Origin of the sequence: Nocardioides sp. TF02-7 (genome assembly GCF_022437945.1) — a bacterium.
In the GTDB taxonomy this organism is placed as follows: Bacteria; Actinomycetota; Actinomycetes; order Propionibacteriales; family Nocardioidaceae; genus Nocardioides.
The window spans coordinates 2,766,216-2,792,676 of sequence record NZ_CP092535.1; the positions used below are offsets into that span (position 1 = coordinate 2,766,216).

Annotated in this window: 24 protein-coding genes, 1 tRNA gene and 4 pseudogenes; 17 read left to right on the forward strand and 12 right to left on the reverse strand. The window is 73.3% G+C overall.

Features of this window, described 5'->3' with window-relative positions; translation table 11 throughout:
• Nucleotides 1-10 precede the first annotated feature (10 nt).
• The gene (phoU, locus tag MF408_RS14230; protein ID WP_345893737.1) at nucleotides 11-559 is read left to right on the forward strand and encodes a phosphate signaling complex protein PhoU; all 549 of its coding nucleotides are present in this window, start codon (nucleotides 11-13) and stop codon (nucleotides 557-559) included.
• A gap of 30 nt (nucleotides 560-589) precedes the next feature.
• Here phoU and MF408_RS14235 read toward each other — a convergent pair whose 3' ends face one another.
• From MF408_RS14235 to MF408_RS14245, 3 genes are all read right to left on the reverse strand, one after another.
• A complete protein-coding gene (locus MF408_RS14235; protein ID WP_240248255.1) occupies nucleotides 590-1,336 on the reverse strand; it encodes a phosphoglyceromutase in 747 nt (248 codons plus the stop codon).
• A 19-nt stretch (nucleotides 1,337-1,355) separates the two neighbouring features.
• On the reverse strand, nucleotides 1,356-1,916 hold the full coding sequence (locus MF408_RS14240; RefSeq protein WP_240248256.1) for a hypothetical protein: 561 nt from the start codon (nucleotides 1,914-1,916) through the stop codon (nucleotides 1,356-1,358).
• Between the two features lie 172 nt (nucleotides 1,917-2,088).
• Nucleotides 2,089-2,982, reverse strand: a complete 894-nt coding sequence (locus tag MF408_RS14245) for a UbiA family prenyltransferase (RefSeq protein ID WP_240248257.1) — start codon at nucleotides 2,980-2,982, stop codon at nucleotides 2,089-2,091.
• 211 nt (nucleotides 2,983-3,193) lie between these two features.
• On the opposite strand from MF408_RS14245, the gene MF408_RS14250 reads away from it, so the two are divergent.
• Nucleotides 3,194-3,679 carry a CarD family transcriptional regulator gene (locus MF408_RS14250; RefSeq protein WP_240248258.1) on the forward strand — a complete coding sequence of 162 codons (486 nt, stop codon included), beginning with the start codon at nucleotides 3,194-3,196 and terminating at the stop codon, nucleotides 3,677-3,679.
• 178 nt (nucleotides 3,680-3,857) lie between these two features.
• Complete coding sequence (locus MF408_RS14255) at nucleotides 3,858-4,484, forward strand: 2-C-methyl-D-erythritol 4-phosphate cytidylyltransferase (RefSeq protein ID WP_240248259.1); 627 nt, start codon at nucleotides 3,858-3,860, stop codon at nucleotides 4,482-4,484.
• Nucleotides 4,485-4,633: 149 nt separating this feature from the next.
• Here the strand turns inward: MF408_RS14255 and MF408_RS14260 are convergent.
• Nucleotides 4,634-5,161 (reverse strand): annotated as a pseudogene (locus MF408_RS14260) (2-C-methyl-D-erythritol 4-phosphate cytidylyltransferase); the annotation flags it as partial.
• 93 nt (nucleotides 5,162-5,254) lie between these two features.
• Here MF408_RS14260 and nirD point away from each other — a divergent pair.
• On the forward strand, nucleotides 5,255-5,623 hold the full coding sequence (nirD, locus tag MF408_RS14265) for a nitrite reductase small subunit NirD (protein ID WP_240248260.1): 369 nt from the start codon (nucleotides 5,255-5,257) through the stop codon (nucleotides 5,621-5,623).
• A 901-nt stretch (nucleotides 5,624-6,524) separates the two neighbouring features.
• Here the strand turns inward: nirD and ispF are convergent.
• A pseudogene (gene ispF, locus MF408_RS14270) lies at nucleotides 6,525-7,041 on the reverse strand (2-C-methyl-D-erythritol 2,4-cyclodiphosphate synthase).
• Here ispF and MF408_RS14275 point away from each other — a divergent pair.
• Nucleotides 7,040-8,923 carry a molybdopterin-dependent oxidoreductase gene (locus tag MF408_RS14275; protein WP_240248261.1) on the forward strand — a complete coding sequence of 628 codons (1,884 nt, stop codon included), beginning with the start codon at nucleotides 7,040-7,042 and terminating at the stop codon, nucleotides 8,921-8,923. The pseudogene ispF and the gene MF408_RS14275 sit on opposite strands and share 2 nt — an antisense overlap.
• Nucleotides 8,924-8,954: 31 nt before the next feature.
• Here the strand turns inward: MF408_RS14275 and MF408_RS14280 are convergent.
• A pseudogene (locus tag MF408_RS14280) lies at nucleotides 8,955-9,485 on the reverse strand (C39 family peptidase); the annotation flags it as partial.
• A 693-nt stretch (nucleotides 9,486-10,178) separates the two neighbouring features.
• Between MF408_RS14280 and cysS the strand changes: the two are divergent.
• From cysS to MF408_RS14295, 3 genes and pseudogenes are all read left to right on the forward strand, one after another.
• The gene (cysS, locus tag MF408_RS14285) at nucleotides 10,179-11,603 is read left to right on the forward strand and encodes a cysteine--tRNA ligase (protein ID WP_240248262.1); all 1,425 of its coding nucleotides are present in this window, start codon (nucleotides 10,179-10,181) and stop codon (nucleotides 11,601-11,603) included.
• A 1-nt stretch (nucleotide 11,604) separates the two neighbouring features.
• A pseudogene (gene rlmB / locus MF408_RS14290) lies at nucleotides 11,605-12,598 on the forward strand (23S rRNA (guanosine(2251)-2'-O)-methyltransferase RlmB).
• A 62-nt stretch (nucleotides 12,599-12,660) separates the two neighbouring features.
• Complete coding sequence (locus tag MF408_RS14295) at nucleotides 12,661-13,800, forward strand: acyl-CoA dehydrogenase family protein (RefSeq protein WP_240248263.1); 1,140 nt, start codon at nucleotides 12,661-12,663, stop codon at nucleotides 13,798-13,800.
• Nucleotides 13,801-13,931: 131 nt separating this feature from the next.
• On the opposite strand, the gene MF408_RS14300 is transcribed toward MF408_RS14295, so the two are convergent.
• Nucleotides 13,932-14,453, reverse strand: a complete 522-nt coding sequence (locus tag MF408_RS14300) for a polyketide cyclase (RefSeq protein WP_240248264.1) — start codon at nucleotides 14,451-14,453, stop codon at nucleotides 13,932-13,934.
• A 299-nt stretch (nucleotides 14,454-14,752) separates the two neighbouring features.
• On the opposite strand from MF408_RS14300, the gene MF408_RS14305 reads away from it, so the two are divergent.
• Nucleotides 14,753-14,831 (forward strand) — tRNA-Gln (locus MF408_RS14305).
• 148 nt (nucleotides 14,832-14,979) lie between these two features.
• On the opposite strand, the gene MF408_RS14310 is transcribed toward MF408_RS14305, so the two are convergent.
• Entirely contained in the window at nucleotides 14,980-15,336 is a 357-nt protein-coding gene (locus MF408_RS14310; RefSeq protein ID WP_240248265.1) for a hypothetical protein, read from the reverse strand.
• On the opposite strand from MF408_RS14310, the gene MF408_RS25550 reads away from it, so the two are divergent.
• Together MF408_RS25550 and glmU are read left to right on the forward strand one after the other, a co-directional pair.
• On the forward strand, nucleotides 15,331-15,462 hold the full coding sequence (locus tag MF408_RS25550; protein WP_275693177.1) for a hypothetical protein: 132 nt from the start codon (nucleotides 15,331-15,333) through the stop codon (nucleotides 15,460-15,462). The genes MF408_RS14310 and MF408_RS25550 overlap by 6 nt on opposite strands.
• Nucleotides 15,463-15,775: 313 nt before the next feature.
• Nucleotides 15,776-17,212, forward strand: a complete 1,437-nt coding sequence (gene glmU / locus MF408_RS14315; RefSeq protein WP_240248266.1) for a bifunctional UDP-N-acetylglucosamine diphosphorylase/glucosamine-1-phosphate N-acetyltransferase GlmU — start codon at nucleotides 15,776-15,778, stop codon at nucleotides 17,210-17,212.
• A 15-nt stretch (nucleotides 17,213-17,227) separates the two neighbouring features.
• Here the strand turns inward: glmU and MF408_RS14320 are convergent, their stop codons facing one another.
• Entirely contained in the window at nucleotides 17,228-17,701 is a 474-nt protein-coding gene (locus MF408_RS14320; RefSeq protein ID WP_240248267.1) for a hypothetical protein, read from the reverse strand.
• Nucleotides 17,702-17,924: 223 nt separating this feature from the next.
• On the opposite strand from MF408_RS14320, the gene MF408_RS14325 reads away from it, so the two are divergent.
• Nucleotides 17,925-18,905, forward strand: coding sequence for a ribose-phosphate diphosphokinase (locus MF408_RS14325; protein ID WP_275693178.1), 981 nt, complete (start codon nucleotides 17,925-17,927; stop codon nucleotides 18,903-18,905).
• 6 nt (nucleotides 18,906-18,911) lie between these two features.
• Here MF408_RS14325 and MF408_RS14330 read toward each other — a convergent pair whose 3' ends face one another.
• Complete coding sequence (locus MF408_RS14330; RefSeq protein ID WP_240248268.1) at nucleotides 18,912-19,349, reverse strand: MarR family transcriptional regulator; 438 nt, start codon at nucleotides 19,347-19,349, stop codon at nucleotides 18,912-18,914.
• 85 nt (nucleotides 19,350-19,434) lie between these two features.
• Between MF408_RS14330 and MF408_RS14335 the strand changes: the two genes are divergently transcribed.
• The 5 genes from MF408_RS14335 (at nucleotide 19,435) to MF408_RS14355 (ending at nucleotide 23,953) form a co-directional block, all read left to right on the forward strand.
• Nucleotides 19,435-20,058, forward strand: a complete 624-nt coding sequence (locus MF408_RS14335) for a maleylpyruvate isomerase family mycothiol-dependent enzyme (RefSeq protein ID WP_240248269.1) — start codon at nucleotides 19,435-19,437, stop codon at nucleotides 20,056-20,058.
• Nucleotides 20,059-20,178: 120 nt separating this feature from the next.
• Nucleotides 20,179-21,093, forward strand: coding sequence for an ABC transporter ATP-binding protein (locus MF408_RS14340; RefSeq protein ID WP_240248270.1), 915 nt, complete (start codon nucleotides 20,179-20,181; stop codon nucleotides 21,091-21,093).
• Nucleotides 21,090-22,649 (forward strand): ABC transporter permease, encoded by a 1,560-nt coding sequence (locus tag MF408_RS14345; protein WP_240248271.1) that lies wholly within the window; start codon nucleotides 21,090-21,092, stop codon nucleotides 22,647-22,649. The genes MF408_RS14340 and MF408_RS14345 overlap by 4 nt, the downstream gene beginning before the upstream one ends.
• Before the next feature lie 189 nt (nucleotides 22,650-22,838).
• Nucleotides 22,839-23,399, forward strand: coding sequence for a UDP-N-acetylglucosamine transferase subunit ALG14 (locus tag MF408_RS14350; protein ID WP_240248272.1), 561 nt, complete (start codon nucleotides 22,839-22,841; stop codon nucleotides 23,397-23,399).
• Nucleotides 23,400-23,413: 14 nt separating this feature from the next.
• Nucleotides 23,414-23,953 carry a glycosyltransferase gene (locus tag MF408_RS14355; RefSeq protein WP_240248273.1) on the forward strand — a complete coding sequence of 180 codons (540 nt, stop codon included), beginning with the start codon at nucleotides 23,414-23,416 and terminating at the stop codon, nucleotides 23,951-23,953.
• A 16-nt stretch (nucleotides 23,954-23,969) separates the two neighbouring features.
• Here MF408_RS14355 and MF408_RS14360 read toward each other — a convergent pair whose 3' ends face one another.
• Nucleotides 23,970-25,484, reverse strand: a complete 1,515-nt coding sequence (locus MF408_RS14360; protein ID WP_240248274.1) for a glycosyltransferase family 2 protein — start codon at nucleotides 25,482-25,484, stop codon at nucleotides 23,970-23,972.
• On the reverse strand, nucleotides 25,481-26,359 hold the full coding sequence (locus MF408_RS14365) for a sulfotransferase (RefSeq protein WP_240248275.1): 879 nt from the start codon (nucleotides 26,357-26,359) through the stop codon (nucleotides 25,481-25,483). Before MF408_RS14365 ends, MF408_RS14360 begins: the two co-directional genes overlap by 4 nt.
• Between the last annotated feature and the right edge of the window lie 102 nt (nucleotides 26,360-26,461).

Here is a 26,461-nt window from a genome sequence, read left to right on the forward strand (position 1 = left end):
CAGGCCCCTGATGACCGGCGACGTCACCGTCGCCGAGGAGGTCATCAGCGGCGACGCCGAGATCGACCGCGGTCGCGAGCAGGTCGAGGAGGAGGCGTTCAACCTCCTGTCGCTGCAGCAGCCGGTCGCCACCGACCTGCGCACGATCGTCGCCGCGCTGCGGATGGTCAGCGAGCTCGAGCGGATGGGCGACCTGTCGGTGCACGTCGCCAAGGTCGCCCGGCTGCGGGTGCCCGAGATCGCCGTCCCGGCGGACGTGCGACCGACGGTGGCGCAGATGGCGCGCGTCGCCAAGGACATGGTCAGCCGGGTGTGCGACGTGATCGCCACCCGCGACGTCGAGGCGGCGATCGCGCTCGGCAAGGCCGACGAGGAGATGGACGCGCTGCGCCGGCGCAGCTTCGGCGAGCTGCTCGGCGACGACTGGACCCACGGGGTCGAGGCCGCCGTCGACATCGCGCTGCTCGGCCGCTACTACGAGCGGATCGCCGACCACGCCGTGTCGATCGCCAACCGGGTGGTCTTCGTCGTCACGGGGCACCACCCGGCGATGTCGTAGCCCACGCCGCCGGCGACGTCGCGGGGTGGCTCAGCGCCCCTGGTTGGCCACCGCCGCCGCAGCGGCCGCGGCCGCCTCGGGGTCGAGGTAGCGGCCGCCGCGGGTGACCGGCTGGAGGGTCTGCTCGTCGAGCTCGTAGACCAGCGGCATGCCGGTCGGCACGTTGAGGCCCGCGATCTCCTGGTCACCGATCTGGTCGAGGTGCTTGATGATCGCGCGGAGGCTGTTGCCATGGGCGGCGACCAGCACGGTGTGGCCGGCGCGCAGGTCGGGGACGATGCCGGCCTCCCAGTAGGGGAGCATCCGGGCGATGACGTCCTTGAGGCACTCGGTGCGCGGCATCTCCTCGCCGAGGTCGGCGTAGCGGGGGTCGCCCACCTGGGAGTACTCGTCGTCGTCGGCCAGCGGCGGCGGCGGGACGTCGAACGAGCGGCGCCAGAGCATGAACTGCTCCTCGCCGTACTGCTCCAGCGTCTGCTTCTTGTCCTTGCCCTGCAGGGCGCCGTAGTGGCGCTCGTTGAGGCGCCACGAGCGGCGGACGGGGATCCAGTGCCGGTCGGCCGCGTCGAGGGCCAGCGCCGCGGTGTTGATCGCGCGCCGCTGGAGGCTGGTGTGGACGACGGTCGGCAGCAGCCCGGCCTCGACCAGCTGCTCGCCGCCGCGGACGGCCTCGGCCTCGCCCTTCTCGGTGAGGGCCACGTCGACCCAGCCGGTGAACAGGTTCTTGGCGTTCCACTCGCTCTCGCCGTGGCGGAGCAGGATCAGCGTGTAGGTCATCGTCGGGCTTCCGCGGGGCTCAGTGCCCGCCGTCCTCGGGGGCCTCGGTGGGGTGGTCGCAGAGGTACGTCGCGTCCGCCTCCTCCGTCTCCTCGGAGGCGGTCTCCGCGGCCGCGTCGCCCGACTCGCCGGCCGACGCGGGCAGCTCGATGTCGGCGTACTGGCCGCAGTGCTTGACCACCGGCACGTCCAGCGACACCGACTCGTCGGTGGTGAAGGTGAAGGTCAGCGTGACGAAGTCGCCGGCGGTGAAGTCGCCGGTCACCACGACCGGCTCGGCGTCGTCGCCCGACAGGTTGAGCTTCTCGTTGGGGGCGACGGCGACGTCGGTCAGCTCGACGGACAGCCCGTTGCCCTCGACCGCCGCCAGCTCGATGGGCTCCTCGTCGCCGTAGTAGTTGTTGACGAGCGTGCCGATGAGGCGGCCCTGGCCGGGCTCCGCCGCGACGACCCGCGCACCGAGCACGTCGACCTTCGCGCTGCGGTCGTGCGCGCCCGCGCCGATCAGGTTGACGCGGTCGGTGGGGTAGTCGAAGCCGCAGGACGACAGCAGGGCGGCCACGGGCAGCACCGCCGCCACGATTGCGGTCGAGCGTCGGTTGAGCATTCGGCAGGCCTCCGCTGCGTCATCGGTGGACATCACAGGACGATCGTGCTCACGGGGAGCGAGGTCACTCTATCGGCCACGGGCGGCCGGGTCGGCGGCCGGTCCGCGCCGAGCGGCTACCGGGCGGCCACCGGGCGGCGCGCGCTCAGCGGGTGAGCCCGTCGCGCACCCCGACGACGACGATCAGGCCCACGACCACCGCGGTGTAGACGCTCGAGAGCGCCAGCAGCCGGGTCGCCCCGATCCGCAGGCCGAGCCGGAGCGGGAGGTGGGTCCACCCGTCCTCGTGGTCGGCCACCAGGCCCCAGACCGAGAGCAGGAAGTGCACGCCGATGCCGAGCAGCGCCGCGAGCACGGTGATCGACGTCTGCGGCGGGTCGCCGACGGCCTGGCCGCCCCACCCGCCGTAGGAGAGGTAGGCGGGCAGCAGGGCGAAGGACACCGCCCACGACCACCACGACAGCACCCCGGTGCGGAGCACCACGTTGCCGAGCATCCCGACGCAGACCGCCCCGAGGTAGATGCAGCCCGCGGTGATGCCGGTCGTGATCGACAGCGGCACCAGCACCAGGGCGGCGACGACGATGGCGTACCAGACGGTGCCGGTCTCCAGCCGGCCCTCCGCGAGCGGCTTGCCGGGGGTGCCGTGCGCCTGGTCGCGCGGCTTGTCGACGATGTCGTTGTGCCAGCCGAGGATCGCCTGGCCGACGAGCACGGTGAGCGCCACGACCCCGGCCTCGCGCGCCGGGCGGCCGGCGAGCGCGGCCGCCGCTCCCATGGCGAGGGCGGTCACGACCGCGTGCTTGGCGTGGGCAGCCCGGAGCAGCTGCAGCGGCACCCAGCGACGGGAGGCGAGGAAGCCCTCCTTGGGGGCGACGTACGCGTCGCGGTCGTCCTCGTCGTCGACCGCGAGCGGTACGTCGTCCTCGAGGGGTTCGTCGTCGTCGAGGGGCGCGTCGTTGTCGAGGGGCTCGACGTCCTCCTCCACGACGCCTCCCTGCCCGGCGGAGCCGCGTCGTCGCCAGCGCTGCAGTGCCATGGCGAGCAGTATCGACCAACCGCCGCGACCGTGGGTGCCGACGCGGCGTTTCGGGGCCTCCCCGACCGAGCCGACCGGCGCCAGAAGGTGGTCCGCAACACACCGATGCGGTTCTGTCAAGCCCGCGATTGGGCCTCTGACCTGCGCAAACGCTTTCTGAGGTAGGGGCCGGACGTGATAGGATGGCCTTCTAGGAAGGGGTTCAGCACATATGACTTTCACCGTCGGCGAAACCGTCGTCTACCCCAATCACGGGGCCGCAGTGATCGAGGACATCGAGATGCGGAAGATCAAGGGGGAGGAGCGGCAGTACCTCGTACTTCGGATCGTAGCCCAGCAGGACCTGGTGGTTCGGGTCCCGGCCTGCAACCTGGACCTGGTCGGAGTTCGCGACGTCGTCGACAAGGAGGGCCTGGACCGCGTGTTCGGCGTCCTGCGCGCCGAGCACGTCGAGGAGCCCACCAACTGGTCGCGCCGCTACAAGGCCAACCTGGAGAAGCTGCACAGCGGCGACGTCATGAAGGTCGCCGAGGTCGTGCGCGACCTGTGGCGCCGCGAGCGTGACCGCGGCCTGTCGGCCGGCGAGAAGCGGATGCTCGCCAAGGCGCGGCAGATCCTGGTGTCCGAGCTCGCGCTCGCCGAGCACACCAACGAGGACAAGGCCGAGACGATCCTCGACGAGGTTCTCGCCTCCTGACGCCCGCCAGCACGGTCGGCTGCCCGATCGACTGACAACGAGGCCCCGCGGACCATCCGGTCCGCGGGGCCTCGTCGTGTGCGGGGCTCGTCGTCGGCGGGCCGGGTGGTCCTGGTCGTCGCCGGGCCGGGTGTCCCCTGGTCGCCGCCGGGCCGGGGACGTCATACGGTTGGTGGCGATGACCCTCGATGCGTATGACGTCCCCGGCAGCGACGACGTGACCGGCGACGAGACCGACGACGAGACCGGCGAGACCGGCGGTGCGCCGCGCGCGCTCGGGTTCGTCGTCGAGGCCGACCGGGGCTCGCTGCCCTTCCACCTGATCCACGGCGAGGCGCTGGTCGCCGCGGCCGCCTGGGCGGCCGGGGAGGCTGAGATCGACCTGGTCGACCTCACCGTCCCCTGGGAGGCGGTCGCCGACGAGGGGCTGCCGGTCGTCCTGCACGACCCGCTGTGCCCGATGACGCCGCCGGCGTTCCTCGCCGCGTGCCTGCGCACGGCCGTGGCGCAGGACGCCGTCGTCGTGGGCACACGCCCGGTCACCGACACCGTCAAGCAGGTGGCCGACGGCCGGCTCGGCGCCACCGTCGACCGCGACACCCTGGTCGCGGTCTGCTCGCCGGTGGTGCTGCCGGCCCGGGTCGTCGCCGAGCTGCCGGGCCTGCCGACGACCGACTTCGCCGGGCTCGTCGACCGGCTGCGGGCGTCGTACGACGTCGTCTGGGCGGACGCCCCGGCGGAGGCGCGCCGGGTGGCCGACGACGAGGACCTGCGGGTCCTCGCGGCGCTCACCGACCCGCGCTGACGCGGGCGGCCGCGTCGAGGTCCTCCGGGTAGGTGACCTTGAGGTTGTCGGGGCCCGCCCGGCACCGCGAGGATCCGCAGGTCCGGCCGGTAGCGCTCGAGGCAGGCCGCGGTGTCGGTGCCCTCGAAGCCGTCGGCCGCCGCCGCGGCGTAGGCCTCCAGCAGGGGAGCCGCCCGGAACGCCTGCGGGGTCTGCACCGCGACCAGCCCCGCCGGCGACGACCCCGCCGACGCCGCGCGCGGGAGCAGGCCGGGCAGCCGCACGGTCGGCACGGCGCCACCGGACTCCCGGGCGACGCTCACCACCTCCTCGAAGAGCGCGGCGGTCGCGAGCGGCCGGGCCCCGTCGTGCACGACGACCACGTCGACCTCGCCGGCCTCGATCCGCGGCGCGAGCACCCGCAGCGCCGCCTGCTCCGACGCGTGCCGGGTGGCACCGCCGTCGACCAGGAGCAGCTCCCGGTCGCGCAGGTGGGGCGCGAGCGCCGCGGCGACCGCGTCCCGCTCGCCGGGGCGGCTCACGACGACGACCGGGTCGACCCCCGGGACGTCGAGGACGGTGCCGACCGACCGGGCCAGCACCGGCACCCCGCGCAGCGGGAGCAGCACCTTGTTGACGGCCGCGCCGACGTGGGATCCGCTCCCGGCGGCGAGGACCACGACGGCGGCGGACGGCACGCGGCGAAGCCTACGACGCCCGGTGAGCCAGCGTTTTCGTGGCTGTTACACGCCGAAACGCCGACGTGAACAGTGCCCCCTACCGTCGGCGGCATGGCTGCTCGGTCCGGACCGGAGGACGAATGGCAGCCGGTGTGCCGGATCGCGGACCTCGAGGTCGACCGCGGTGCCACCGCGCTGGTCCACGGCCAGGCCGTCGCGATCTTCCGGATGCCCGACGACACCGTGTTCGCGCTCGGCAACCACGACCCGTTCGGGCGTGGAGGCGCGGGCGGCATCGCCAAGGGCATCGTCGGCCGCCGCGCCGACGTGCCGTTCGTCGCCTCGCCCGCGCACCGGCACGCGTTCGACCTCCGCACCGGACGGTGCCTCGACGACGCCCACGTGTCGGTGCCGGCGTACGCCGTGCGGGTGGCCGAGGGCGTCGTGCTGGTCGGCCACCGGATCGTCAGCGCGGTCTGAGGTCGCGGGCGCCGGCCGCCAGGGCGCGGTCGACGAGCTGGCCGAGCTCCTCGCTGACCAGCGACCGGCGCTCGAACGGCGGGTAGTGCCCGGCGTCCGGCGCCACCAGCAGGCGGGCGCCGCGGATGCCCGACGCGAGCCGGGCCGCGTGGTCGGGCGGGGGTCAGCCGGTCGCGGCTGCCGACGAGGACCGTCGTCGGGACGTCGGCGAACGCCTTCAGGTTGCCGACCCGGTCGTGGGTCATCATGTCCTTGAAGAACCCGGACATCGTCTTTGGCGAGCAGTTGATGATCTGGTCGACGACGTGCCCGACGTCGCGCGGCCGCTGCGGCCGGCCGAGGAGGATCCGGCGCACCACCTGGCGCTCGACGAGCGGGAACCGCTGACGACCGGTGCGGCCCATCAGCCGGGCCCGGGCGGCGAGCAGGAACGGCAGCCGGTCGCGCAGGGCAGGGCCGAGCTCCTCGGGCAGGCCGAGGGTCACCCGGTGCAGGTCGCCGCACGACGTCGAGACCAGCAGCAGACCGGCCAGCCGGGGGAGCAGGTCGGGCCGCTCCTCCGGGAGCGCGGTGATCGTCATGCCGCCGACGGAGTGGCCGGCGACCACGAGCGGGCCCTCCGGCGCGTGCTCGTCGACGACGGTGCCGAGGTCGCGGGCCAGCCACGGCACCGTGCACCGCGACTCCGGGGGCTGCTCCGACCGGCCGTGCCCGCGGTGGTCCCAGGTGACCAGCCGGATGCCGTGCCCGTAGCGGGAGAGCAGGTCGTGGACCTGGTAGTGCCAGTCGGACTCGTCCGCGGTCCAGCAGTGCGAGAGCAGCACCGTCACCGGCGCGTCGGCCGGTCCGTGCACGGTCACGTGCAGCCGCAGGCCGTCGCCGGCGGTCACGGTGTGCGTGGTCATGCGTCGACTCCGGGTACGCCGTGCACCAGCGCCGTCGCGACCGCCGCGACGCCCTCGCCACGGCCGGTGAGGCCCAGGCCGTCGGTCGTGGTGGCCGACAGCGACACCGGTGCGCCGACCGCCGCGGAGAGCGCCGCCTGCGCCTCGTCACGGCGGGTCCCGAGCCGTGGCCGGTTGCCGATCACCTGCACCGCGACGTTGCCGACCTCGAAGCCCGCCGCGCGCACCCGGCGTACGGTCTCGGCGAGCAGCGCGCTGCCCGCCGCACCCGCCCACGCCGGGTCCGCCGTGCCGAAGTTGCTGCCGAGGTCGCCGAGGCCCGCCGCCGACAGCAAGGCGTCGCACGCGGCGTGCGCCGCCACGTCGGCGTCGGAGTGCCCCCTCCAGGGTGTGGTCCTCGTCCGGCCAGGCCAGCCCGGCCAGGCGGAGAGGCGGGTCGCCGGCGCCCCGCGGCACCAGCCGGTGGACGTCGGTCCCGACGCCGATCCGCACGTTGTTCACGGCGCTGATCATGCCTGAGGGGACAATCGTCGTCGTGACGACGTCCCGCGGTTGGTGGTGGCTCGCCGGCGTGGTGGCCGGTGCACTGGGTCTGGCGACCAGCTACCTGTCGGCGAGCCTGCTCCGTGTCCGCGAGTCCCCCGCCGTCGCGGTGGCCGAGGGGGTCATCGAGCTGGCGCCGGGCGCGGTCGCGTCGTGGGCGATCGACACCTTCGGCACCCGCGACAAGACCGCGCTGCTGACCGGGATGTTCCTGATCCTCGCGCTGGTGTTCGCCGTGCTCGGCCGGTTGGCGCTCACCCGCTGGTGGACGTCCGTCCTCGGCTTCGTCGCCCTCGCCGGCGTCGCGGTGGTCGCGGTGCTCGCCAAGCCGGCCACCCAGCCGATCGAGCTGGTGCCGGTGGCCGTCGGGCTGGCGACCTGGCTGGTGGCGATGGTCGTGCTGGCGGGCTGGCTGCGCCGGTGGGAGGTCGTCGAGAGCGCGGACGACGAGGACGCCGACCCCACCCACACCCGTCGCGGCGTGTTCCTGGCGTTCGCCGGCGTCGGCGGCGTGGCGCTGGTGTCGGCCGCCGTCGCGCGGATCGTCGGCAACCCGCGCGCCGACGTGGAGCGCGACCGCGCCCTGCTGCGCGTCGACGAGATCACCAAGCCGTCGCTGCCGCAGGGGGTCAAGGTCGAGGTCGAGGGGGTGGCGCCGTGGCAGACCCCGGTGCCGGAGTTCTACCTGATCGACACCGCCATCCTGAAGCCCAACATCCGCCCGCAGGACTGGACGCTGCGGATCCACGGCATGGTCGACCGCGAGATCGAGCTGACCTACGACGACCTGGTCGGCCGCGGCATCACCGAGGACTGGATCACGCTCAACTGCGTGTCCAACGAGGTCGGGGGCGACCTGATCGGCAACGCCTGGTGGAGCGGCGTCCGGATCGCGCCGCTGCTCGCCGCGGCCGGCGTGCAGGACGGCGCCGACGCCGTGCTGCAGACGTCGGAGGACGGCTGGTCCTGCAGCACGCCGCTGACGGCGCTGACCGACGACCGCAACGCGATGCTCGCGGTCGCGATGAACGGCGAGCCGCTGACCGTCGAGCACGGCTTCCCGGTGCGCACCATCGTGCCGGGCCTCTACGGCTACGTCTCCGCGTGCAAGTGGGTCGTCGACATGGAGGTCACCCGGTTCGACGACGTCACGGCGTACTGGACCGACAAGGGCTGGGCCGAGCAGGGCCCGGTCAAGCTGGCGTCGCGGGTCGACGTGCCGCAGGCCGGCGCCGAGGTCACGGCTGGAACCGTCGTCTGCGGCGGTGTCGCCTGGGCCCAGCACACGGGCGTGCAGGCCGTCGAGGTGTCCCTCGACGGCGGCTCCTGGACCGAGGCGACGCTCGCGCGGGTGCCCAACGACGACACCTGGGTCCAGTGGCGGGTCGAGCTCGACATCGCTGAGGGCGAGCACGACCTGCGGGTCCGCGCCACCGACAAGGACGGGATGGTGCAGACCGGCGCGGTCAGCGACGTCCTCCCCCGACGGCGCCACCGGCTGGCATACGATCGAGTTCACGGCCGCGTCGTCGTAGGGCCCACGGCGCGGGGAATGCGCCGGGTCGGGCCGTTTCTGGTGCGGAGTTGCGCCGGGTCGAGCCAATTCTGGTGCGGAGATGAGCCGGGTCGGGCCGTTTCTGGTGCGGAGTTGTGCCGGGTCGCGCCGTTTCTGGTGCGGAGTTGCGCCGGGTCGGCTACCAGCTGGGGGCGGTGGCCGGCGAGGGGAGCGGGTGCTCGGCGTCGTGGACCACGTAGGCCAGGCCGCCGGAGGCCTCCAGCCAGACCTTCTCCAGCTGGCCGCGGTCGTAGGTGCGGCGGACGCCGCGCCGGGTCGGCGAGGCGGGGTCGTTGACGACCACGTCGCCGGACTCGCGGAACCCGACGACCACGAGCAGGTGGCCGTTCGTCGAGCCGATCGGCGCGCCGTCGAGCTCGCCGCGGTCGAACGCGATCGACACCACGACCGGGATGCCGGCCGCGACCAGCCGCTCCGCGTCGCGGAGGTTGCGCAGGCGGGTGACGAACGCCTTCCCGGCCCGCGGGGCGGCGTACGCCGTGTTGAACGGCCAGTTGCCGGTGCCGTCGTAGGCGTGGTCGAAGGTCATCCGCGCCGCGTGGTCGACCCACGGGTCGACGTGACCGTCCGGCACCCAGCGGTAGCGCTTCGCGGGCGGGAGCGCGTCGTAGTAGCCCAGCACCATCGCGGTCGAGGTCGGCGAGCACCAGGCCTGGCCGCCGCCGCCCCACCGCGGGTAGTGGCCGCGGTGGCTCATCTGGGAGTACCGCGGCACCGGCAGCACCGTGCCGCGGGCGACGCCGGGGCGCGAGGTGCGGCCGGCGGTGGCCGGCAGCCGGCTGGTCATCGCCGTCGCCAGGTCGAGGGAGGGCCGGGCGTCGGTGCCGGTGCGGCGCATCAGCCGCACCTGGAGCTGGTAGGACGCCAGGCCGCCGGTGCGCCAGGTGTCGACGGCGACCGTCGTGCCGTCGTCGGGCTGCCCCGAGACCGACCGGCGCTGCACGAACCGGTCGCCCGCCGCCCACTGCGCGAGCACGTCGAACCGGGTGCGGTCGCCGCTCGCCGAGGCGCCGCGGACCCGGATCTCCACCCAGCTGTCCCGCGGCGTCGCCGCCGACCAGGGAGGCGATCAGCTCGGTGAACGCGAAGCCCGGCGCCACCCACGGCGACGTCCAGCGCGCCACGTCGTAGGAGCGGCCCTGGCGGCGCAGGGTCGCCACCGGCGTGCGGAACGCGAGCCGCCCGTCGGCGACCCGGGTGCCCGCCTGGTTGCCCCGGCGCCACTGGCGGCCGGAGTCCCAGCGGTGGAGGAGGACCTGCCGGCCGGCCGCGGGGGCGGCGGCGAGGGCGACCGCCTCGGGGCTCGCGCTCGCGTCGCTCCCGGCGGTGCTGCAGGCGGCGAGGCCGGCGAGGGCGGCGGTCAGGCTCAGGAGGGCGGCGAGGGGGCGGCGCATGCGAGGGACGGTACGTCACATGCGTCACTCCTGTCACAGGCCGGGTCGCGCGGCGCGGGACGCGGCCGGCCCTCCCGGCGGGCGGGGGAGCACCCGACGATGCCGGTCACCCCTGTGCCGCTCCCTAGACTGGCCCGGTGACGTTCCGGCTGTATGACACCCAGACCCGCGAGGTCCGTGACTTCGTGCCCCTCCAGGAGGGCAAGGCGGGTCTCTACGTGTGCGGCCTGACCGTGCAGAGCGAGCCGCACGTCGGCCACGTCCGGTCGGGGGTCAACTTCGACGTGCTCCAGCGGTGGCTGCGCCACCTCGGCTACGACGTGACGTTCATCCGCAACATCACCGACGTCGACGACAAGATCCTCGCCAAGTCCGCCGAGCAGGGGCGGCCCTGGTACAACCTCGCCTACGCGATGCACCGCGAGCTCGACCGGGCCTACGACGCCCTCAACGTGGCGCCGCCGACCTACGAGCCCGCCGCGACCGGCCACGTCCCCGAGATGGTCGAGCTGATCCAGGAGCTCGTCGAGCGCGGGCACGCCTACGCCGCCGACGACGGCTCCGGCGACGTCTACTTCGACGTGCGCTCGTGGCCGTCGTACGGAGAGCTCACGCACCAGGCGATCGACGACATGGAGGCGGCCGCCGACGCCGACCCGCGCGGCAAGCGCGACCCCCGTGACTTCGCGCTCTGGAAGGGGCACAAGGAGTCCGAGCCGGCGACCGCGTCGTGGCCGTCGCCGTGGGGACGCGGTCGTCCCGGCTGGCACATCGAGTGCTCGGCGATGGCGGGCAAGTACCTCGGCGCGGCGTTCGACATCCACGGCGGCGGGGTCGACCTCCGCTTCCCGCACCACGAGAACGAGCAGGCCCAGTCGCGCGCCGCGGGCCGCCCGTTCGCGACGTACTGGATGCACAACGCCTGGATCACCACGGCCGGCGAGAAGATGTCGAAGTCGCTGGGCAACACCCTGTCGATCCCGGCGATCCTCGAGCGCTACCGCGGCATCGAGCTGCGCTACTACCTCGTGGCGGCCCACTACCGGTCGCACGTGGAGTTCTCGTTCGAGGCGCTCGACGAGGCCGCGGCCGGGTTCCGGCGGGTCGAGGGCTTCCTCGAGCGCGCCGAGGAGGCGCTGCGGGCGAGCGGCACGCCCGAGCACCTCGGCAGCGTGCCCCCGGCGTTCGTGCACGCGATGAACGACGACCTCGGCACGCCCGCCGCGGTGGCGGCCATCCACGACGCGGTGCGGGTGGGCAACCGGCTGCTGGCCGAGGGCTCGCACGAGCGGCTGAGCGAGGTGCTCGGCGCGGTGCAGTCGATGCTCGAGATCCTCGGCCTCAACCCGGCCTCCCCGGTGTGGGCCGGGTCCGGCGGCGCCGCCGCCGACGAGAAGCTGTCGGCCGCCGTCGACGCCCTCGTCTCGGGGCTGCTCGAGGAGCGGGCACGGGCCCGCGACGCGAAGGACTGGGCACGGGCCGACGCGATCCGCGACCAGATCAAGGCTGCCGGGATCGAGGTCACCGACACCCCGACCGGCCCGACATGGACGGTGGGCTGACATGGCCGGCAACAGCGCGCGTCGCGGAGCGGTGCGCAAGTCGAGCAAGAAGCCGACGGCAGGCTCCGGCGGTCGCGTCAAGCGGGGCCTGGAGGGCAAGGGGCCGACGCCGCGGGCGGAGGACCGGCCCTACCACAAGGCGCACAAGTCCAAGCAGGCCAAGCAGTCGCGGCAGGCCGAGCAGTCCAAGCAGGCGGGCGGGAGCAGGCGGAGCGGCTCCCGGCGCCGCGCTCCCGGCGACGCGGAGTGGATCGCCGGCCGCAACCCCGTCGTCGAGGCGCTGCGCGAACGGGTCCCGGTCACGGCGGTCTACGTCGCCGAGGGCGCCGAGCGCGACGGACGGCTGCGCGAGACCTTCCGGCTCGCGGCCGAGCACGGCGTCGCGCTGCTCGAGGTGAGCCGCACCGAGCTCGACCGGCTGACCGACGGCGCCGTCCACCAGGGTCTGGCGGCCAAGATCCCGCCGTACGAGTACGCCCACCCCGACGACCTCCTCGACGCCGCCGCGGAGATGGGGGAGAAGCCCCTGGTCGTCGTCCTCGACTCGGTCACCGACCCCCGCAACCTCGGGGCGGTCGTGCGCAGCGCGGCCGGTTTCGGCGCGCACGGCGTCGTGGTGCCGGAGCGGCGGGCGGCCGGCATGACCGCCTCGGCGTGGAAGACGTCGGCCGGCGCCGCGGCGCGGATCCCGGTGGCCCAGACGGTCAACCTGACCCGGCAGCTCAAGGCCTACCAGGACGCGGGGTGCTTCGTCGTCGGCCTCGCCGCCGACGGCGACCTGACCCTCCGGGGAGCTGGTCGCCGACGACGACCTCGCCCGCGGCCCGCTGGTGATCGTCGTCGGCGCGGAGGGCGGTGGGCTGTCGCGGCTGGTGTCGGAGACCTGCGACCGGCTGGTGTCGATCCCCATGGCCGGCGTCCTCGAGTCGCTCAACGCCGGCGTCGCCGCGTCGGTCGCGCTCTACGCCGTCGCCGAGGCCCGCGCCCGCCTCTGATCCTCCCCGTCCGGCGCCAGGGGGTCTTGGGCGCCGGCTCGTGGGGTCTCTAGGGTGGCGGGATGGTGGAGAGGCTGCTGCCGACGGAGGAGGCCGACGAGCTGCTGGCCCTGGCGCGGGAGATCGCGACCAAGGAGCTGGCGCCGCAGGTGCACGAGGCCGAGGAGGCCGGCGAGTTCCCCGAGGCGGCGTACCGGCTGCTCGGGAAGGCGGGGCTGCTGAGCCTGCCGTTCCCGGAGGAGTACGGCGGCGGGGGCCAGCCCTACGAGGTCTACCTGCAGGTCGTCGAGGAGATCGCCGCGGCGTGGCCGAGCGTCGGCGTCGGCACCAGCGTCCACAGCCTGACCGCGACGGTCGTCGAGGCCAACGCGTCCGACCGGGTGCGGCAGGAGTGGCTGCCGCGGATGCTGGGCGGCGACTGGCTCGGCGCCTACTGCCTCTCCGAGCCCCAGGCCGGCTCCGACGTCAGCGGCATCCGCACCGCGGCCGTCCGCGACGGCGACGACTACGTCGTCAACGGCACCAAGCAGTGGATCTCCAACGGCTCGTGCGCCGACTACTACATCCTGTTCGCGCGCACGGCGCCCGACCCGAAGCGCGGGCTGTCGGCGTTCGTGGTGCCCGACGGCACGGCCGGCATGTCGTTCGGGGCGCCCGAGCGCAAGATGGGGCTCGCGTGCGACGTGACCACCCAGGTGCTCTTCGACGACGCGCGGGTGCCCGCGGCGCAGCTCGTGGGCGAGGAGGGACGCGGGATGCAGGTCGCGCTGTCCGCGCTCGACGCCGGCCGGCTCGGCATCGCCGCCGTCGCGACCGGCATCGCGCAGGCCGCCCTCGACCACGCGGTCGCCTACGCCAAGGAACGGGTCCAGTTCGGGCGCCCGATCGGCGACAACCAGGGCCTGCAGTTCATGCTCGCCGACATGGCCGCCGACGTGGAGCGCGCCCGGTCGACGTACCTCCACGCCGCGCGGCTCAAGGACGCCGGCCGCCGGTTCTCGCGGCAGGCCTCGATCGCCAAGCTCACCGCCACCGACGCCGCGATGCGGGTGACGACCGACGCCGTTCAGGTGCTCGGCGGCAACGGCTACACGCGCGAGTACCCGGTCGAGCGCCTCTTCCGCGACGCCAAGGTGACCCAGATCTTCGAGGGCACCAACCAGATCCAGCGGATGGTGGTCGCGCGGGACCTGCTGCGGTAGGGCTGCGGCTGCGGCACTGGCTGTGCGGGCGGGGACGGGCGGCGGCTGCGGGCGGCGGCTGCGGGCGGGCGACGTCATACGAATCGTGGGCGATCGCCCTCGCCCCGCATGACGTCCCGGGGTGGTCGGGCTCAGGCGGCGCGGAGCCGGCGTACGACGGTGCGGGCGAGGATGCCGAGGGTCCCCTTGAGGTGCTGCTCGCTGATCACGGGGAAGACCGCCTTCCACTCCTCGCGGGCGGTCGACCAGTCGTAGTAGCTGGTGACCAGCGTGCGACTGCCGTTGCCGGGGCTGTCGTGAGCGGGCTCGAGTCGGTAGCCGTAGACGTGCCCGATCGGCGGGCGGATGGTCCCGATGGTCGACCACGCGATCTCCCGGTCGCGGTCGAACCGCTCGATGACCACCTCGACGTCGTACTCACCCATCGGCAGGTCGCCCAGCGCCTCGCGGTCCATGTGCACGACGAACCGATCGCCCAAGGCGCCGACCGGCTCGCCGGTCGCGTCCATCAGCATCCCCGAGGAGTCGATGTCGACGTGTCCCTGCGGGTCGCTGAGCACCGCGAAGATCGCGGACGCTGGTGCGGCGACCAGGCGCTGCACCTCGAGCCGCTCGTCGGTTCGCTCTTCCTTGTCCTCGCTCTGCTGCGACATGCCCGCGATGATAGGGGAGGGGTCCGTAGCCCTAACCTTGTCCACGATCCCCGGTTGGTCTGCCGGGCCGAGGTGCTGCCCCGCCAGGCGGGCCCTGACCTTGTCCACGATCCCCGGTTGGTCTGCCGGGCCGAGGTGCTGCCCCGCCAGGCGGGCCCTGACCTTGTCCACGATCCCCGGTTGGTCTGCCGGGCCGAGGTGCTGCCCCGCCAGGCGGGCCCTGACCTTGTCCACGATCCCCGGTTGGTCTGCCGGGCCGAGGTGCTGCCCCGCCAGGCGGGCCCTAACCTTGTCCACGATCCCCGGTTGGTCTGCCGGCAGGGCCCGCCTGACTTTGAATCAGGATTAGCGACGTAGGTTCGACTCCTACCCGGGGGAGCTCGTCCCGCAGCGGCGGACGTCATACGGACAGGGCCACCGGTGGCCCCATCCGTATGACGTTCTCCGCCGTTCCGGCTCGCCTTCGCCTTCCTCGGCGGCCACCTCCCGACCCGCGCGTACGGCCGATGGCAGCGCCGTCCCTTGATCAACCTCGAGGTAGGCGCCGGACGGCTGGCGCTCGATCCACCGACTGCCCGCGCTGGATGCCGAACTGGACGAAGACCCGCTCGCGGGCGTCGTCCCCGAGGCAGCGCCGGGCGACCCGGAGCCGGACCTGGTCCTCGTCCCATGCGCCTGACACGGCTCGGCACCGCCGCGGCTCGAGGTCGAAATGGTTGAAGTAGAACAGCCTCACGCGCGGCGACTGTCCGGGCCGCTTCATGATCCGGAGAACGTGGCCGGCCTCGAAGATGCTGAACCGGGAGATGCTCAGGGCCGCCGACCCTCGTCGACCCAGGTCCGGGACGTCGGCCAGGACCCGGACGTGAGTGCGGGCGTGCACGTATCTGACCTGGTGCACGTCGATGGTGGCAGGAGCGTCGCCCCGCGGATCCTGCCGCTGCTGGCTGTCCGCGTACGTGGGAGACGCCGCGATGCCGGCGCCCACCACGAGAGCAAGGGCCGCTAGCGCAACTAGCTTGGCTCGGCACATCTGACTACCTCTTCCCTGTAGGCCCCCGTCACAGTGAGGGTACGAGTGCCGGACCGGGGGCTGCCGGTGTGCCTCGTGCTCCACGGTGGCGACAGCGGCCGGCCTGCTGACTACGGGGATCTCTCGGGCTCCCGCAGCAGCTGACTGCCACGGTGCGCGCGGGCGCACCGCCGTTCGACGACGCCTTCGCCTTCCTCGGCGGCCACCTCCCGACCCGCGGGCCGTAGTCTCGTCGCCATGGCCGAGCAGCTCACCGTCATCGTTCTCGCCGCCGGGGGGCGGCACCCGGATGAAGTCGAAGACGATGAAGGTGCTGCACGAGGTGGGTGGCCGCAGCATGGTCGGACACGTGCTCCGGGCCGTCGACGCGCTGGAGCCGACCTGCGTCTGCGCGGTCGTCGGCCACCAGCGGGAGCAGGTGGGGCCGCACGTGCAGGAGTGCCTGCCGGCGGCGGTGCTCGCGGTGCAGGACGAGCAGCTCGGCACCGGCCACGCGGTGCGGGTCGCCCTGGAGGCGCTGGCCGCGGAGGGCCGCAGGCCGGAGCGCGGCACCGTCCTGGTCGCGTACGGCGACACGCCCCTGCTCGAGGGCGCGACGCTGCGCGCGTTCGCCGCCGAGCACGAGGCGGCGCAGGCAGCGGTGAGCATCCTGTCCGGGGTGGTCGACCGCCCCACCGGCTACGGCCGGATCGTCCGCGACGACGACGGGGACGTGGTGGCGATCGTCGAGGAGAAGGACGCCACCGCCGACCAACGGGCGATCACGGAGATCAACTCGGGGATCCTGGCGTTCGAGGCCGGGTTCCTGGCCGAGGTGATCGGCCGGCTCGGCAACGACAACGCGAAGGGCGAGTACTACCTGACCGACACCGTCCAGCTGGCCCGCGACGCCGGCCTCACCGTGACCGCCCACCCGATCGACGACGTCTGGCAGACCGAGGGCGCGAACGACCGGGTGCAGCTGGCCGCCATCGGCCGCGAGCTCAACCGGCGGATCCTCCACCGGTGGATGCGCGAGGGGGTGACCGTGGTCGACCCGGAGACCACGTGGGTCGACGCCGACGTCGTCCTGGCTCCCGACGTCACCCTGCTGCCCGGCACCCAGCTGCTCGGCGCGACCGTCGTCGCGGAGGACGCCGTGGTCGGCCCCGACACCACGCTGACCGACTGCGAGGTCGGCGTCGGGGCGCGCGTCGTCCGCACCCACGCGCTGCTCTCGGTCATCGGCGACCGCGCCGCGGTCGGGCCGTTCGCCTACCTGCGCCCCGGCACCCGGATCGGCACCGCCGGCAAGGTCGGCACCTTCGTCGAGACCAAGAACTCCGCGATCGGCGACGGCGCCAAGGTGCCGCACCTGTCCTACGTGGGCGACGCAGAGATCGGCGAGGGCACCAACATCGGCGCCGGCACGATCTTCGCCAACTACGACGGGATGCAGAAGCACCGCACCACGGTCGGCCGGCACGTCAAGACCGGCTCCAACAACACGTTCGTCGCCCCGGTCTCGGTCGGCGACGGCGCCGGCACGGGGGCGGGCACCGTCGTACGCCGCGACGTCCCGCCCGGCGCGCTGGCCGTCAGCGCGGGCCAGCAGCGGAACGTCCCCGGCTGGGTCCAGTCCCGCCGTGCGGGCACCGAGCAGGCGCGGGCCGCCGCGGCGGCGCAGCGCTCGGGTGACGCCGACGAGCCCGGGCAGGCCGGGGACGCAACGCCGGGCGACGCCTGACGTCGCCGGTCGCGGTCAGCCGTTGGCCGTGACGCAGACGCGCCGGTCGCGCAGCTCGTTGACGATCGGCATCTCCCGCTTCCGGCACGCCGCCGCCGCGTCGTCGGCGGTGGAGGCGACCTTCCAGACGTCGGGGCCGGTGGCCGAGCAGTCGACCTTGGCCTCGACCTCGCCGCCGACGTCGACGCAGTCGCCGGCCTCGACCTCGTAGAACAGGCACAGGTCGACCGCGTCGCTGCCGTTGACCGTGGTCGTGTAGTTGGCCTCGTAGGGGTCGCACTCGCCGTCGTCGGCGGTGACCTCGAACAGCACGTCGTCGCCGCCGCAGGCGGCCGTCTCGACCTCGACGTCGGTGCCCGAACCGCTGATGGTCACGCAGTCGCCCACCTCGGGCGCGTCGGCCTGGGCCTGGAAGGTGTTGAAGCCCCACCAGCCGAGGGCGACCGCAGCGGCCACCACCAAGGGTGCGAGTCGTCTGAGGATCCTCACGTCGGACCGTCCTTTCCCCATGGTCCAGGACGGATCGACGCACCCCCTGGTGTCAGCGGTCAACCTAGGGGACGCCGTCGACGGCGGGCAACACGCGTCGCCGCCGGCCGGGCCGGCGGTGTGGCGCGGTGAACAGGTCCGAAATCCGGCGTGAACTTGGGGCTGGTCGGAGGGACGGGGCAGAATCGGCAACGCACCCCGCCTGCGAGCCCAGGAGCCCTCCTTGACCGGAATCCAGCGGACCACCCAGAAGAACCTGATGGTCTTCAGTGGCAGGGCTCATCCGGAGCTCGCCGAGGAGGTGGCCGAGATCCTCGGCATCTCGCTGGTCCCGACGCAGGCCTACGAGTTCGCCAACTCCGAGATCTACGTCCGCTACGAGGAGAGCGTCCGCGGCTGCGACGCGTTCGTGATCCAGAGCCACACGGCGCCGATCAACGAGTGGATCATGGAGCACCTGATCATGGTCGACGCGCTCAAGCGCGCGTCGGCCAAGCGGATCACGGTCGTGATGCCGTTCTACGGCTACTCCCGCCAGGACAAGAAGCACCGCGGCCGCGAGCCGATCTCCGCGCGGCTGATGGCTGACCTGTTCAAGACCGCCGGCGCCGACCGGCTGATCTCGGTCGACCTGCACGCCGACCAGATCCAGGGCTACTTCGACGGCCCGGTCGACCACCTGATGGCGCTGCCGCTGCTGACCGACCATGTCAAGGCGAAGTACGGCGGCCAGCAGCTCTGCGTCGTCTCGCCGGACGCCGGCCGGATCAAGGTGGCCGAGCGCTGGTCGGCCAAGCTGGGCGGCGCGCCGCTGGCGTTCATCCACAAGACCCGTCGCACCGACCGGCCCAACGAGACCGTCGCCAACCGCGTCGTCGGCGACGTCGCCGGCAAGATGTGCGTGCTGACCGACGACATGATCGACACCGGCGGCACGATCGTGAAGGCCGCCGAGGCGCTGATGAGCGAGGGAGCGGCGGGCGTGCTCATCGCCGCCACCCACGCGATCCTCTCCGACCCCGCGGTCGACCGGCTGAAGAACTCCCCGGCGGCGGAGATCGTCGTCACCAACACGCTGCCGATCCCGCCCGAGCGCGAGTTCGACAAGCTCACGGTGCTCTCGATCGCCCCGCTCGTCGCGCGGGCGATCCGCGAGGTGTTCGAGGACGGCTCGGTCACCTCGATGTTCGACGGCCACGCCTGATCGTCCTCAGGCGAAGGGGTCGGTGACCTCCCGCAGCAGGGTGAGCGCCTCCCGGAGGGCGCGCATCCGCCGGACGCCGAGGTACGCCGTCCACTCGTCCTCGATCTGCCGCTCCACGACGCGCGCGGCGGCGCGGGCCTCCTCGCCGCGTGCCGAGGCCCGCACCAGTCGGGCCCGTGCGTCGGCCGGGTCGGCGACGCGCTCGACGTACCCGGCCCGCTCCAGCTGCTCGACGAGGTAGCCGGCGGTCTGCTTGGTGACCTGTGCGGCGTCGGCGAGGTCGGTGAGGCGGGTGCCGCCCTCCTGGACCCGGGCGAAGAGGCGGGCCTGGGGGAGGGTGAGCTCGTCGAACCCGGCCTCGACCATGCTCCGGAAGATCCGGTCCTCCGCATACCGATAGCCGACGAACATCAGCAACGCGGTGTTGGGCTCGTCGTCGGCCATGCCACCCCCTGTGACGGCTTGACAAAGTAGTCAGACACTCTGACCATATTGGTCAGGGAATCTTACCAAACGGGAGGGCGGAGCGATGGACGTGGACGAGGTCTGGGGCCACATCCACCGCGAGCGCCGGGCCCTGGCGGCCGTCCTGCGGACGCTCGACGAGGAGGAGTGGGCCACTCCCTCCCTCTGCCCGGGCTGGACGGCCAAGGACGTCGCCGCCCACGTGATCGGGTCGGCGCAGATGACCTGGGGTCCGCTGCTCGCGGCCACCGTGCGTGGGGGCTTCCGCTTCGACCGGATCGCGCTGCTCGACGGCCAGCGTCGGGGCCGAGCGCCCGTCGCCGAGATCCTCGACCTCTACGAGCGGCTCGACGGCTCGCGCGTGCACCCGCCGGTCGTGACGCCGCTCGAGCCGCTCGTCGACGTCCTCGTCCACACCCAGGACCTGCTGCGTCCCCTGGGCCGGGAGCACGCGATGCCGGTCGACGCCGCGTCGGTCGCGGCGACCCGGGCGCTGCGGACGGGGCGGTTCCTCGGCCGGCCGCGGCTGGGCCACGTGCGGCTGGTGGCGACCGACACCGACTGGGTGCACGGCGCCGGCCCGGAGGTGCGGGCGCCGATGCAGGAGGTCCTGATGATCTGCGCGGGCCGCCCCGCCGACGGCACCCTGCTGGAGGGCGACGGCCGGGAGCTGGTGCGCACGGCCTGACGGCCGGATCTGCCGGGAGCGGAAAAATCGGACGACCGACGCCCGGCGTCCCCTAGCCTCGGACGGTGACCGCCGTCGAGGCCCGCGACCTGCGCCGTACCTTTCCACACCCGCACCGGCGTGCACCGGCGCAGCGCGCGCGAGGTCGAGGCGGTCCGCGGCGTCAGCTTCCGGATCGAGCCGGGCGAGCTGTTCGGGCTGCTGGGGCCCAACGGCGCCGGGAAGACCACGACGATCAAGATGCTGATCACGCTGCTGCTGCCGACGGCGGGCTCGGCGACCGTGCTCGGTCACGACGTGGTCCGCGACGTCCGCGAGGTGCGCCGCCGGATCGGCTACGTCTTCGGCGGCGACCGGGGTCTCTACGAGCGGCTGTCGGCCCTCGACAACCTCCGGTACTTCTCCGAGCTCTACGGCGTGCCGCCCGACGACCAGCGCCGCAGGATCGGCGAGCTGCTCGAGCTGGTCGGCCTGACCGGCCGGGAGCGCGAGCGGGTCGAGGGCTTCTCGCGCGGGATGCGGCAGCGGCTGCACATCGCCCGGGGGCTGCTGCACGACCCCGACGTGATCTTCCTCGACGAGCCGTCGATCGGCATCGACCCCGTCGGCGCGCGCGAGCTGCGGGCGACGATCGGGTCCCTGATCGACGTCGGCAAGACCGTGCTGCTGACCACGCACTACATGTTCGAGGCCGACGAGCTCTGCGACCGCATCGCGGTCATCCGGGCCGGGGAGATCGTGGCCGAGGGCACCCCCGCCGAGCTGAAGCGGCTCGTCAGCGACGGCACCGTCGTGGAGATCGAGACCTACGGCGTCAGCGACGACGTGGTCGACGGGCTCGCGGCGATCGACGGGGTGCACTCGACCGCCGTCGAGGAGCGCGGGCAGAGCCAGGTGATCATCCTGCATGCCGCAGCCGGTGCGGAGGTCGCACAGGCCGCGCTCGCGCGGCTCGACGGGGTGCGGGTCGGCCGGGTCGGGACGCGCGAGCCGACCCTGGAGGACGCCTACGTCGAGCTCGTGAGCGGCGCATGAGGGAGGTGCTGCGGCAGCAGCTCGTCTGCTACCGGCTGCAGCTCAAGGTGATCTCGACCTCCTGGTTCGACGGAGCGCTCGCGGTGTTCTTCCCGTTGATGTTCGCGACCGCGACGCTGCTGGTCTACCGGGTGCAGGACGACCCGGCCGCGATGCAGTACGCCGGGCTGGGCGCTGCCGTGATGGGCATGTGGACCTGCCAGGGCGTGGTCGCGGCGTCCCTGCTCACCCGCGAGCGGTGGGCCGGCACCCTCGAGCTGGTCGTGGCCGCACCGGTCCCGCTCGGACGGGTCCTGGTGCCGACCACGATGGCGCTGTCGACGATCGGCCTCTACACGGTCGTGGCCGCGATCCTCTGGCAGCGCTGGGTCTTCGACCTCGAGCTGCAGATCGCGAGCTGGCCGCTGTTCGTCCTCAGCGTGCTCGCCGCCGCGGTGACGCTGGCGCAGTTCGGGTTCTTCCTCTCCGTCACCGCCGTCCGCTACCGCACCTCGTGGGCGCTGGGCGCTGCGCTCGAGTACCCCGGCTGGCTGTTGTGCGGCTTCGTGGTGCCCGTCGCGGCGCTGCCGGACTGGCTGCACCCGGTGTCGTGGTCGATCCCGACGACCTGGGCGATGGCGGCGGTCCGGGGAGTCCGCGGGCGGCGGCAGCCCGTGGTCCGACCTGCTCGTCTGCCTCGCGACCGGCACGGCGTACGCCGTGCTTGCCTCCGTCCTCGGCCGGCGGCTGGTCGACTCCGCCCGCCGGCACGCCACCTTGGCGCTGACATGAGGCAGACGGTGCGCGTGCTCGTCATCGGCGGCCTGATGAGCTATCGCGCGATGTTCAACTGGCTGAGCCCGTGGATCCTCGTGCCGTCGCTGATCGTGTCGCCCATCTGCCAGATCCTCCTGTTCGCCTACATCGGCCGCACCGCGGGCGTCGGTGACGACGAGTTCTACGTCATCGGCAACGCGCTCAACTACGCGGCGATCCCCTGCCTGTTCGCGATGAGCGCCACCATCGCCGGCGAGCGCGAGGCCCGGACGCTCAGCGTCGTGCTGACCACGCCGGCCGCCCGGGTGCCGCTGTTCCTCGGCCGTGCGCTCCCCGTCATCGTCAACGGCTGGGGCGTAGCGATGGTGGGCGTGCTCTTCGGCGTGGCCGTGCTCGACGTGCGCATCCCGCTCGCGGCGTGGCCGTCGTTCCTCCTCGTCGTCGCCGTCGCGTCCGTGTCCTGCACCGGGCTCGGGCTGGCGATGGGGGCGGTGGTGCTGCGTGTGCGGGAGGGAGCGGTGCTCGGCAACGTCCTGTTCTGCGTGCTGCTGGTGTTCTCCGGGGTCAACGTCGCGGTCTCCGACCTGCCGGCCTGGATGGCCGAGGTGTCGGTGTGGCTGCCGCTCACCCACGCGATCGAGGCCGCCCGCGACCTGGCCGACGGCGCCGCCCTCGGCGAGGTCTCGGGCCTGGTCGCCCGCGAGGTCGGGATCGGCGTGCTCTATGCCGTGGTCGGTCTGGTGCTGCTGCGCTGGCTCGAGCAGCAGAGCCGCCGTCACGCCACCCTGGAGAGGGTGTGACCGCTCCGCACCGCCGGCTGTTCTCGGATCCGCAAACTCCACCGGCCTCCGCTCGTCAATTTCGCTGAACTAGTCCTCCTCGCCCCCTCCGGTCGCTCCCGTCCCACCAGCCTTGCTGGCATCGGGCCGACTGCCCGTACGGCGCCGGGGCTCCAACCCGGTGCCGGTCGATGTTGGGGGTATGGGGGAATGACACTTTCCGACCACGTGCGCCCGGAGGCCGTCGCCTACGACGACCGCCCGGCCACCGTCACGACCGCACCGGTGCTGCCCGCGGTGCCGGAGCCGGTCGCCACCGAGGCGCCGGTCATGCTGGTGACCACGCAGGGCGGCCACCTGGCGCAGCTGGTGGCGCTGCGGTCGTGGTGGGACCGCTACGACCGGGTGTGGGTGGCGCCGCCGACCGCCGACGTGGACGACAAGCTCAGCGGCGAGCGGGTGGTCACGTCGTACTACCCGACGACCCGCAACCTGTGGAACGCCGTGCGCAACTTCCTCCTGGCGGTGCGGATCCTGTTGCGCGAGCGCCCGGCGGTGCTGGTCAGCGCCGGCGCGGGTGTGGCCGTGCCGTTCTTCCTGGTCGCCTGGGTCCTGCGGATCCCGACGGTCTTCATCGAGGTCTACGACCGGGTCGACACGGCGACGATGACCGGCCGGCTCTGCGGCCCGTTCACGACCCGCCGGTTCGTCCAGTGGGAGTCGCAGGTCGCCTGCTACCCGGACGCCCAGGTGGTCGGCCCGCTGCTATGAGCTCCTCTGCCACGGTGCTGGCCTTGGTCGGCACCGACCACCACCCGTTCAACCGGTTGATCGACTGGCTCGACGAGGCGGCGGTGCGCAACCCCGCGGTGCGGTTCGTCGTGCAGCACGGCGCGAGCCGGGCGCCGCTCGTCGCGCACGGCCGCGACTTCCTCCCCTACGAGGAGGTCGTCCGCCTCGTCGACGAGGCCGACGTCGTCGTCTGCCACGGCGGCCCGGGCACCATCATGGACGCCCGGGGCGCCGGCCACGTCCCGATCTGCGTGCCGCGCGACCCCGGCCTCGGCGAGCACGTCGACGGCCACCAGCAGCGGTTCGCCGCCGTGATGAACGACGAGGGGATGGTCGTCACCTGCACCTCCTCGGCGTCGTTCCAGGTCGCGCTGGCCGAGCGGCTCGAGCTCGGCAAGGCCACCGAGCGGCGCGACGTCGACGACGCCACCGTCGCCGCACGGCACCGGGTGACGATCGCGCTCGACGAGCTGGTCGAGCAGACCGAGCGCAACCGGTCCCGCAAGCGGTTCCGGGCGCTGTTCCGCCGGTGACGCGGCGCCTCCTCGCCTATGATCGCGGCGTGACGAGGAGCCTCGGCCGCCGATGACCCAGTCGACCCAGCGACCCGTCGGCCTGCTCCGGCTCGTCGCCGAGGACGTCCGCGCCAACCGCGGCTACCCCAAGAGCCAGCTGATCCTGCTGCTCTTCCGGATCGCGCAGCGTGCCCGGCAGCCGGTCGACAGGCGCGCGTCGCTCGCCGCCGTCCCGGTCGGCATCGTCTACCGCGTCGTGGTCGAGTGGGTCCTCGGCGTCGAGATCCCGTGGCGTACGACGGTCGGTCGCCGGCTCCGGCTCTTCCACGCCTACGGGCTCGTCGTCAACGACGGCGCGGTGATCGGCGACGACGTGCGGCTCCGTCACGGCGTGACGGTCGGCAACGACGGCAAGTCCGACGAGTGCCCGGTGCTGGGCAACGGTGTCGACGTCGGCGCCGGCGCCGTCATCGTCGGCGGGATCCGCCTGGGTGACGGTGCCCGTGTCGGCGCCAATGCCGTCGTGCTCTCCGACGTGCCCGCCGGTGCCACCGCGGTCGGGGTGCCGGCGAAGGTCGTGGGCGCGGGTGCGGCGCCCGACGAGCGCGGGCGGCGCTAGATCCCGCGACCGCGCCGGTGCAGCGCCTCCATCACCCAGCCCGGCTTCACCGCACCGCTGGCGACCGCCAGCGCAGAGCACGGTCCGCGGCTCGCGGACGCTGCTGCGGAACGCGCGCCGGGCCCAGCGCAGCGCCGACCGCCGGTCGCCCATCGAGGCGTGCGCGAAGGCGATCTGCCCCTGCAGCCGGGCCGACCCGCGGGGCGAGGACGCGAACTCGGGGTAGCGCTCGAGCAGCCAGGAGAGGCCGGCGGCCATGGTCTCCCAGCGCCGGAAGAAGAACGACTGCTTGCCCCAGCGGATCACCGTCAGCGGCTCGGAGACGTTGACGACCGGGTGGTGCCGGGCGGTGCGGAGCAGGAACTCGTAGTCCTCGCCGAACCCGCCGGGCACGTCCTCGCCGACCAGGCCCAGGGTGTCGAGGTAGGGCTGCTTGCGGAGGAGGAACGTCGACGGGTGCAGCTCGGTGAGCCGGTCGGCGAGGAGCATGCCGAGGGTCACCTCGGTCTGCTCGAGGACCCGCGGGTGCCGGTCACCGTCGTACTCGACGCGGATGCCGCACGTGCACAGCGTCGCGTGGGGGTGGGCGTTGAGCGCGGCGACCTGCCGCCGGAGCTTGCCGGGCAGCCAGTAGTCGTCGTCGTCGCAGAAGGCGACGAGCTCGCCCGTGGCGGCGGTGATCCCGCTGTTGCGGGCGCCGGCCAACCCCGGCGTCCTGGTGTTGGTGATCACCCGGATCCGGCGGTCGGGTCGTCCCTCCCAGGCGTCGGTCGCCAGGTCCGCGTCGGGGTCGGACTGGTCGAAGACGGCGACGACCTCGACCAGGCCGTCGTAGTCCTGGCCGAGCGCCGCGGCGACCGCCTCCCGGAGCATCTCCGGCCGGTCGCGGGTGGCGATGACCACGCTGACGTCCGGGCTCGCGCCGCTCATGCCGGGACCTCCCGGACCCGGGCGGGGTAGCCGTACCGCTTGAGCAGCGGCAGCGACAGCGCGGTCACGGCTCGCCGGTCACGGGCGTTCATCCGGCCGACCCACTCGGTGTCCGGCCGCACCGTCGTCTCCCCGGTCCGGAACCGCATCGGGTTGCCGGCGACCGAGTGGGTGCCGTTGAGGGTGATCGTGTGGCGGTCGCTCAGGGGCAGCTCCGCGGAGCCCGGGAGCCGCAGCCCGCGCCAGAGGTCGCGCACCACCGGGCCGGGGTCGCGCACGAGGTCCTCGTACCGGAGGCGGTGGACCGGCACGCCGCGGTAGCGCAGTCCCGTCATCGACATGTTGTGGACGACCCAGTTCTGCGTGCTGTCGACCAAGCCGATCCGGGGCATCGACTCACCCTCCTTCTCCGGGCGCGCCACCGACTTCTGCCACGAGTACGCGACTCCGCGGGGGTCGCGGACGATGTGGGCGATCCGCAGGTCGATGGCGGGGTCGTGGCTGAGTGCCATCGGCAGCGGCACCACCTTGGAGGAGTCGACGACCACGCTGGCTCCGGCGACCTCGGCCGCCGCCTCGTAGATCCGCCGGTAGTGCCCGGTGTAGGCGAGGAGGTCGTCACGCAGGTCGGGCGGCGTCCGGCGGCGGGTGGTGCGGGTGAGGCGGCGCTTCCGGTCGACGGTGTCCTTGAGCCAGAGCACCCGCTCGACGTCGAGCCGGTCCCAGCCGCCGAACGCGCGGTCGCCGACACTGCGCCAGAACGGGCACTCGCTGAACGGCGTGCTGCACGCGCACAGCTCGTCGTTGCCGATCCCGCGCTCCCACATGTGCCGCAGCTCGCCGAGCACGACCACCCCGGGCATCTCGGCCAGCATGCACTCGAGCAGGGTGGAGCCGCTGCGTCCCCCATCCGCCGATGTAGAGCACGGCGGGCGCGTCGTGGCGGTTCGTCACGACGCGACCCTATCCGCCCGTCC

Coding starts and splice junctions, on each gene's coding strand:
- phoU (WP_345893737.1), top strand. CDS start 11: ATGACCGGCGACGTCACCGTCGCCGAGGAGGTCATCAGCGGCGACGCC.
- MF408_RS14235 (WP_240248255.1), bottom strand. CDS start 1,336: ATGACCTACACGCTGATCCTGCTCCGCCACGGCGAGAGCGAGTGGAAC.
- MF408_RS14245 (WP_240248257.1), bottom strand. CDS start 2,982: ATGGCACTGCAGCGCTGGCGACGACGCGGCTCCGCCGGGCAGGGAGGC.
- MF408_RS14250 (WP_240248258.1), top strand. CDS start 3,194: ATGACTTTCACCGTCGGCGAAACCGTCGTCTACCCCAATCACGGGGCC.
- MF408_RS14255 (WP_240248259.1), top strand. CDS start 3,858: ATGACCCTCGATGCGTATGACGTCCCCGGCAGCGACGACGTGACCGGC.
- nirD (WP_240248260.1), top strand. CDS start 5,255: ATGGCTGCTCGGTCCGGACCGGAGGACGAATGGCAGCCGGTGTGCCGG.
- MF408_RS14275 (WP_240248261.1), top strand. CDS start 7,040: ATGCCTGAGGGGACAATCGTCGTCGTGACGACGTCCCGCGGTTGGTGG.
- MF408_RS14295 (WP_240248263.1), top strand. CDS start 12,661: ATGGTGGAGAGGCTGCTGCCGACGGAGGAGGCCGACGAGCTGCTGGCC.
- MF408_RS14300 (WP_240248264.1), bottom strand. CDS start 14,453: ATGTCGCAGCAGAGCGAGGACAAGGAAGAGCGAACCGACGAGCGGCTC.
- glmU (WP_240248266.1), top strand. CDS start 15,776: ATGAAGTCGAAGACGATGAAGGTGCTGCACGAGGTGGGTGGCCGCAGC.
- MF408_RS14330 (WP_240248268.1), bottom strand. CDS start 19,349: ATGGCCGACGACGAGCCCAACACCGCGTTGCTGATGTTCGTCGGCTAT.
- MF408_RS14335 (WP_240248269.1), top strand. CDS start 19,435: ATGGACGTGGACGAGGTCTGGGGCCACATCCACCGCGAGCGCCGGGCC.
- MF408_RS14345 (WP_240248271.1), top strand. CDS start 21,090: ATGAGGGAGGTGCTGCGGCAGCAGCTCGTCTGCTACCGGCTGCAGCTC.
- MF408_RS14350 (WP_240248272.1), top strand. CDS start 22,839: ATGACACTTTCCGACCACGTGCGCCCGGAGGCCGTCGCCTACGACGAC.
- MF408_RS14360 (WP_240248274.1), bottom strand. CDS start 25,484: ATGAGCGGCGCGAGCCCGGACGTCAGCGTGGTCATCGCCACCCGCGAC.
- MF408_RS14365 (WP_240248275.1), bottom strand. CDS start 26,359: ATGCTGGCCGAGATGCCCGGGGTGGTCGTGCTCGGCGAGCTGCGGCAC.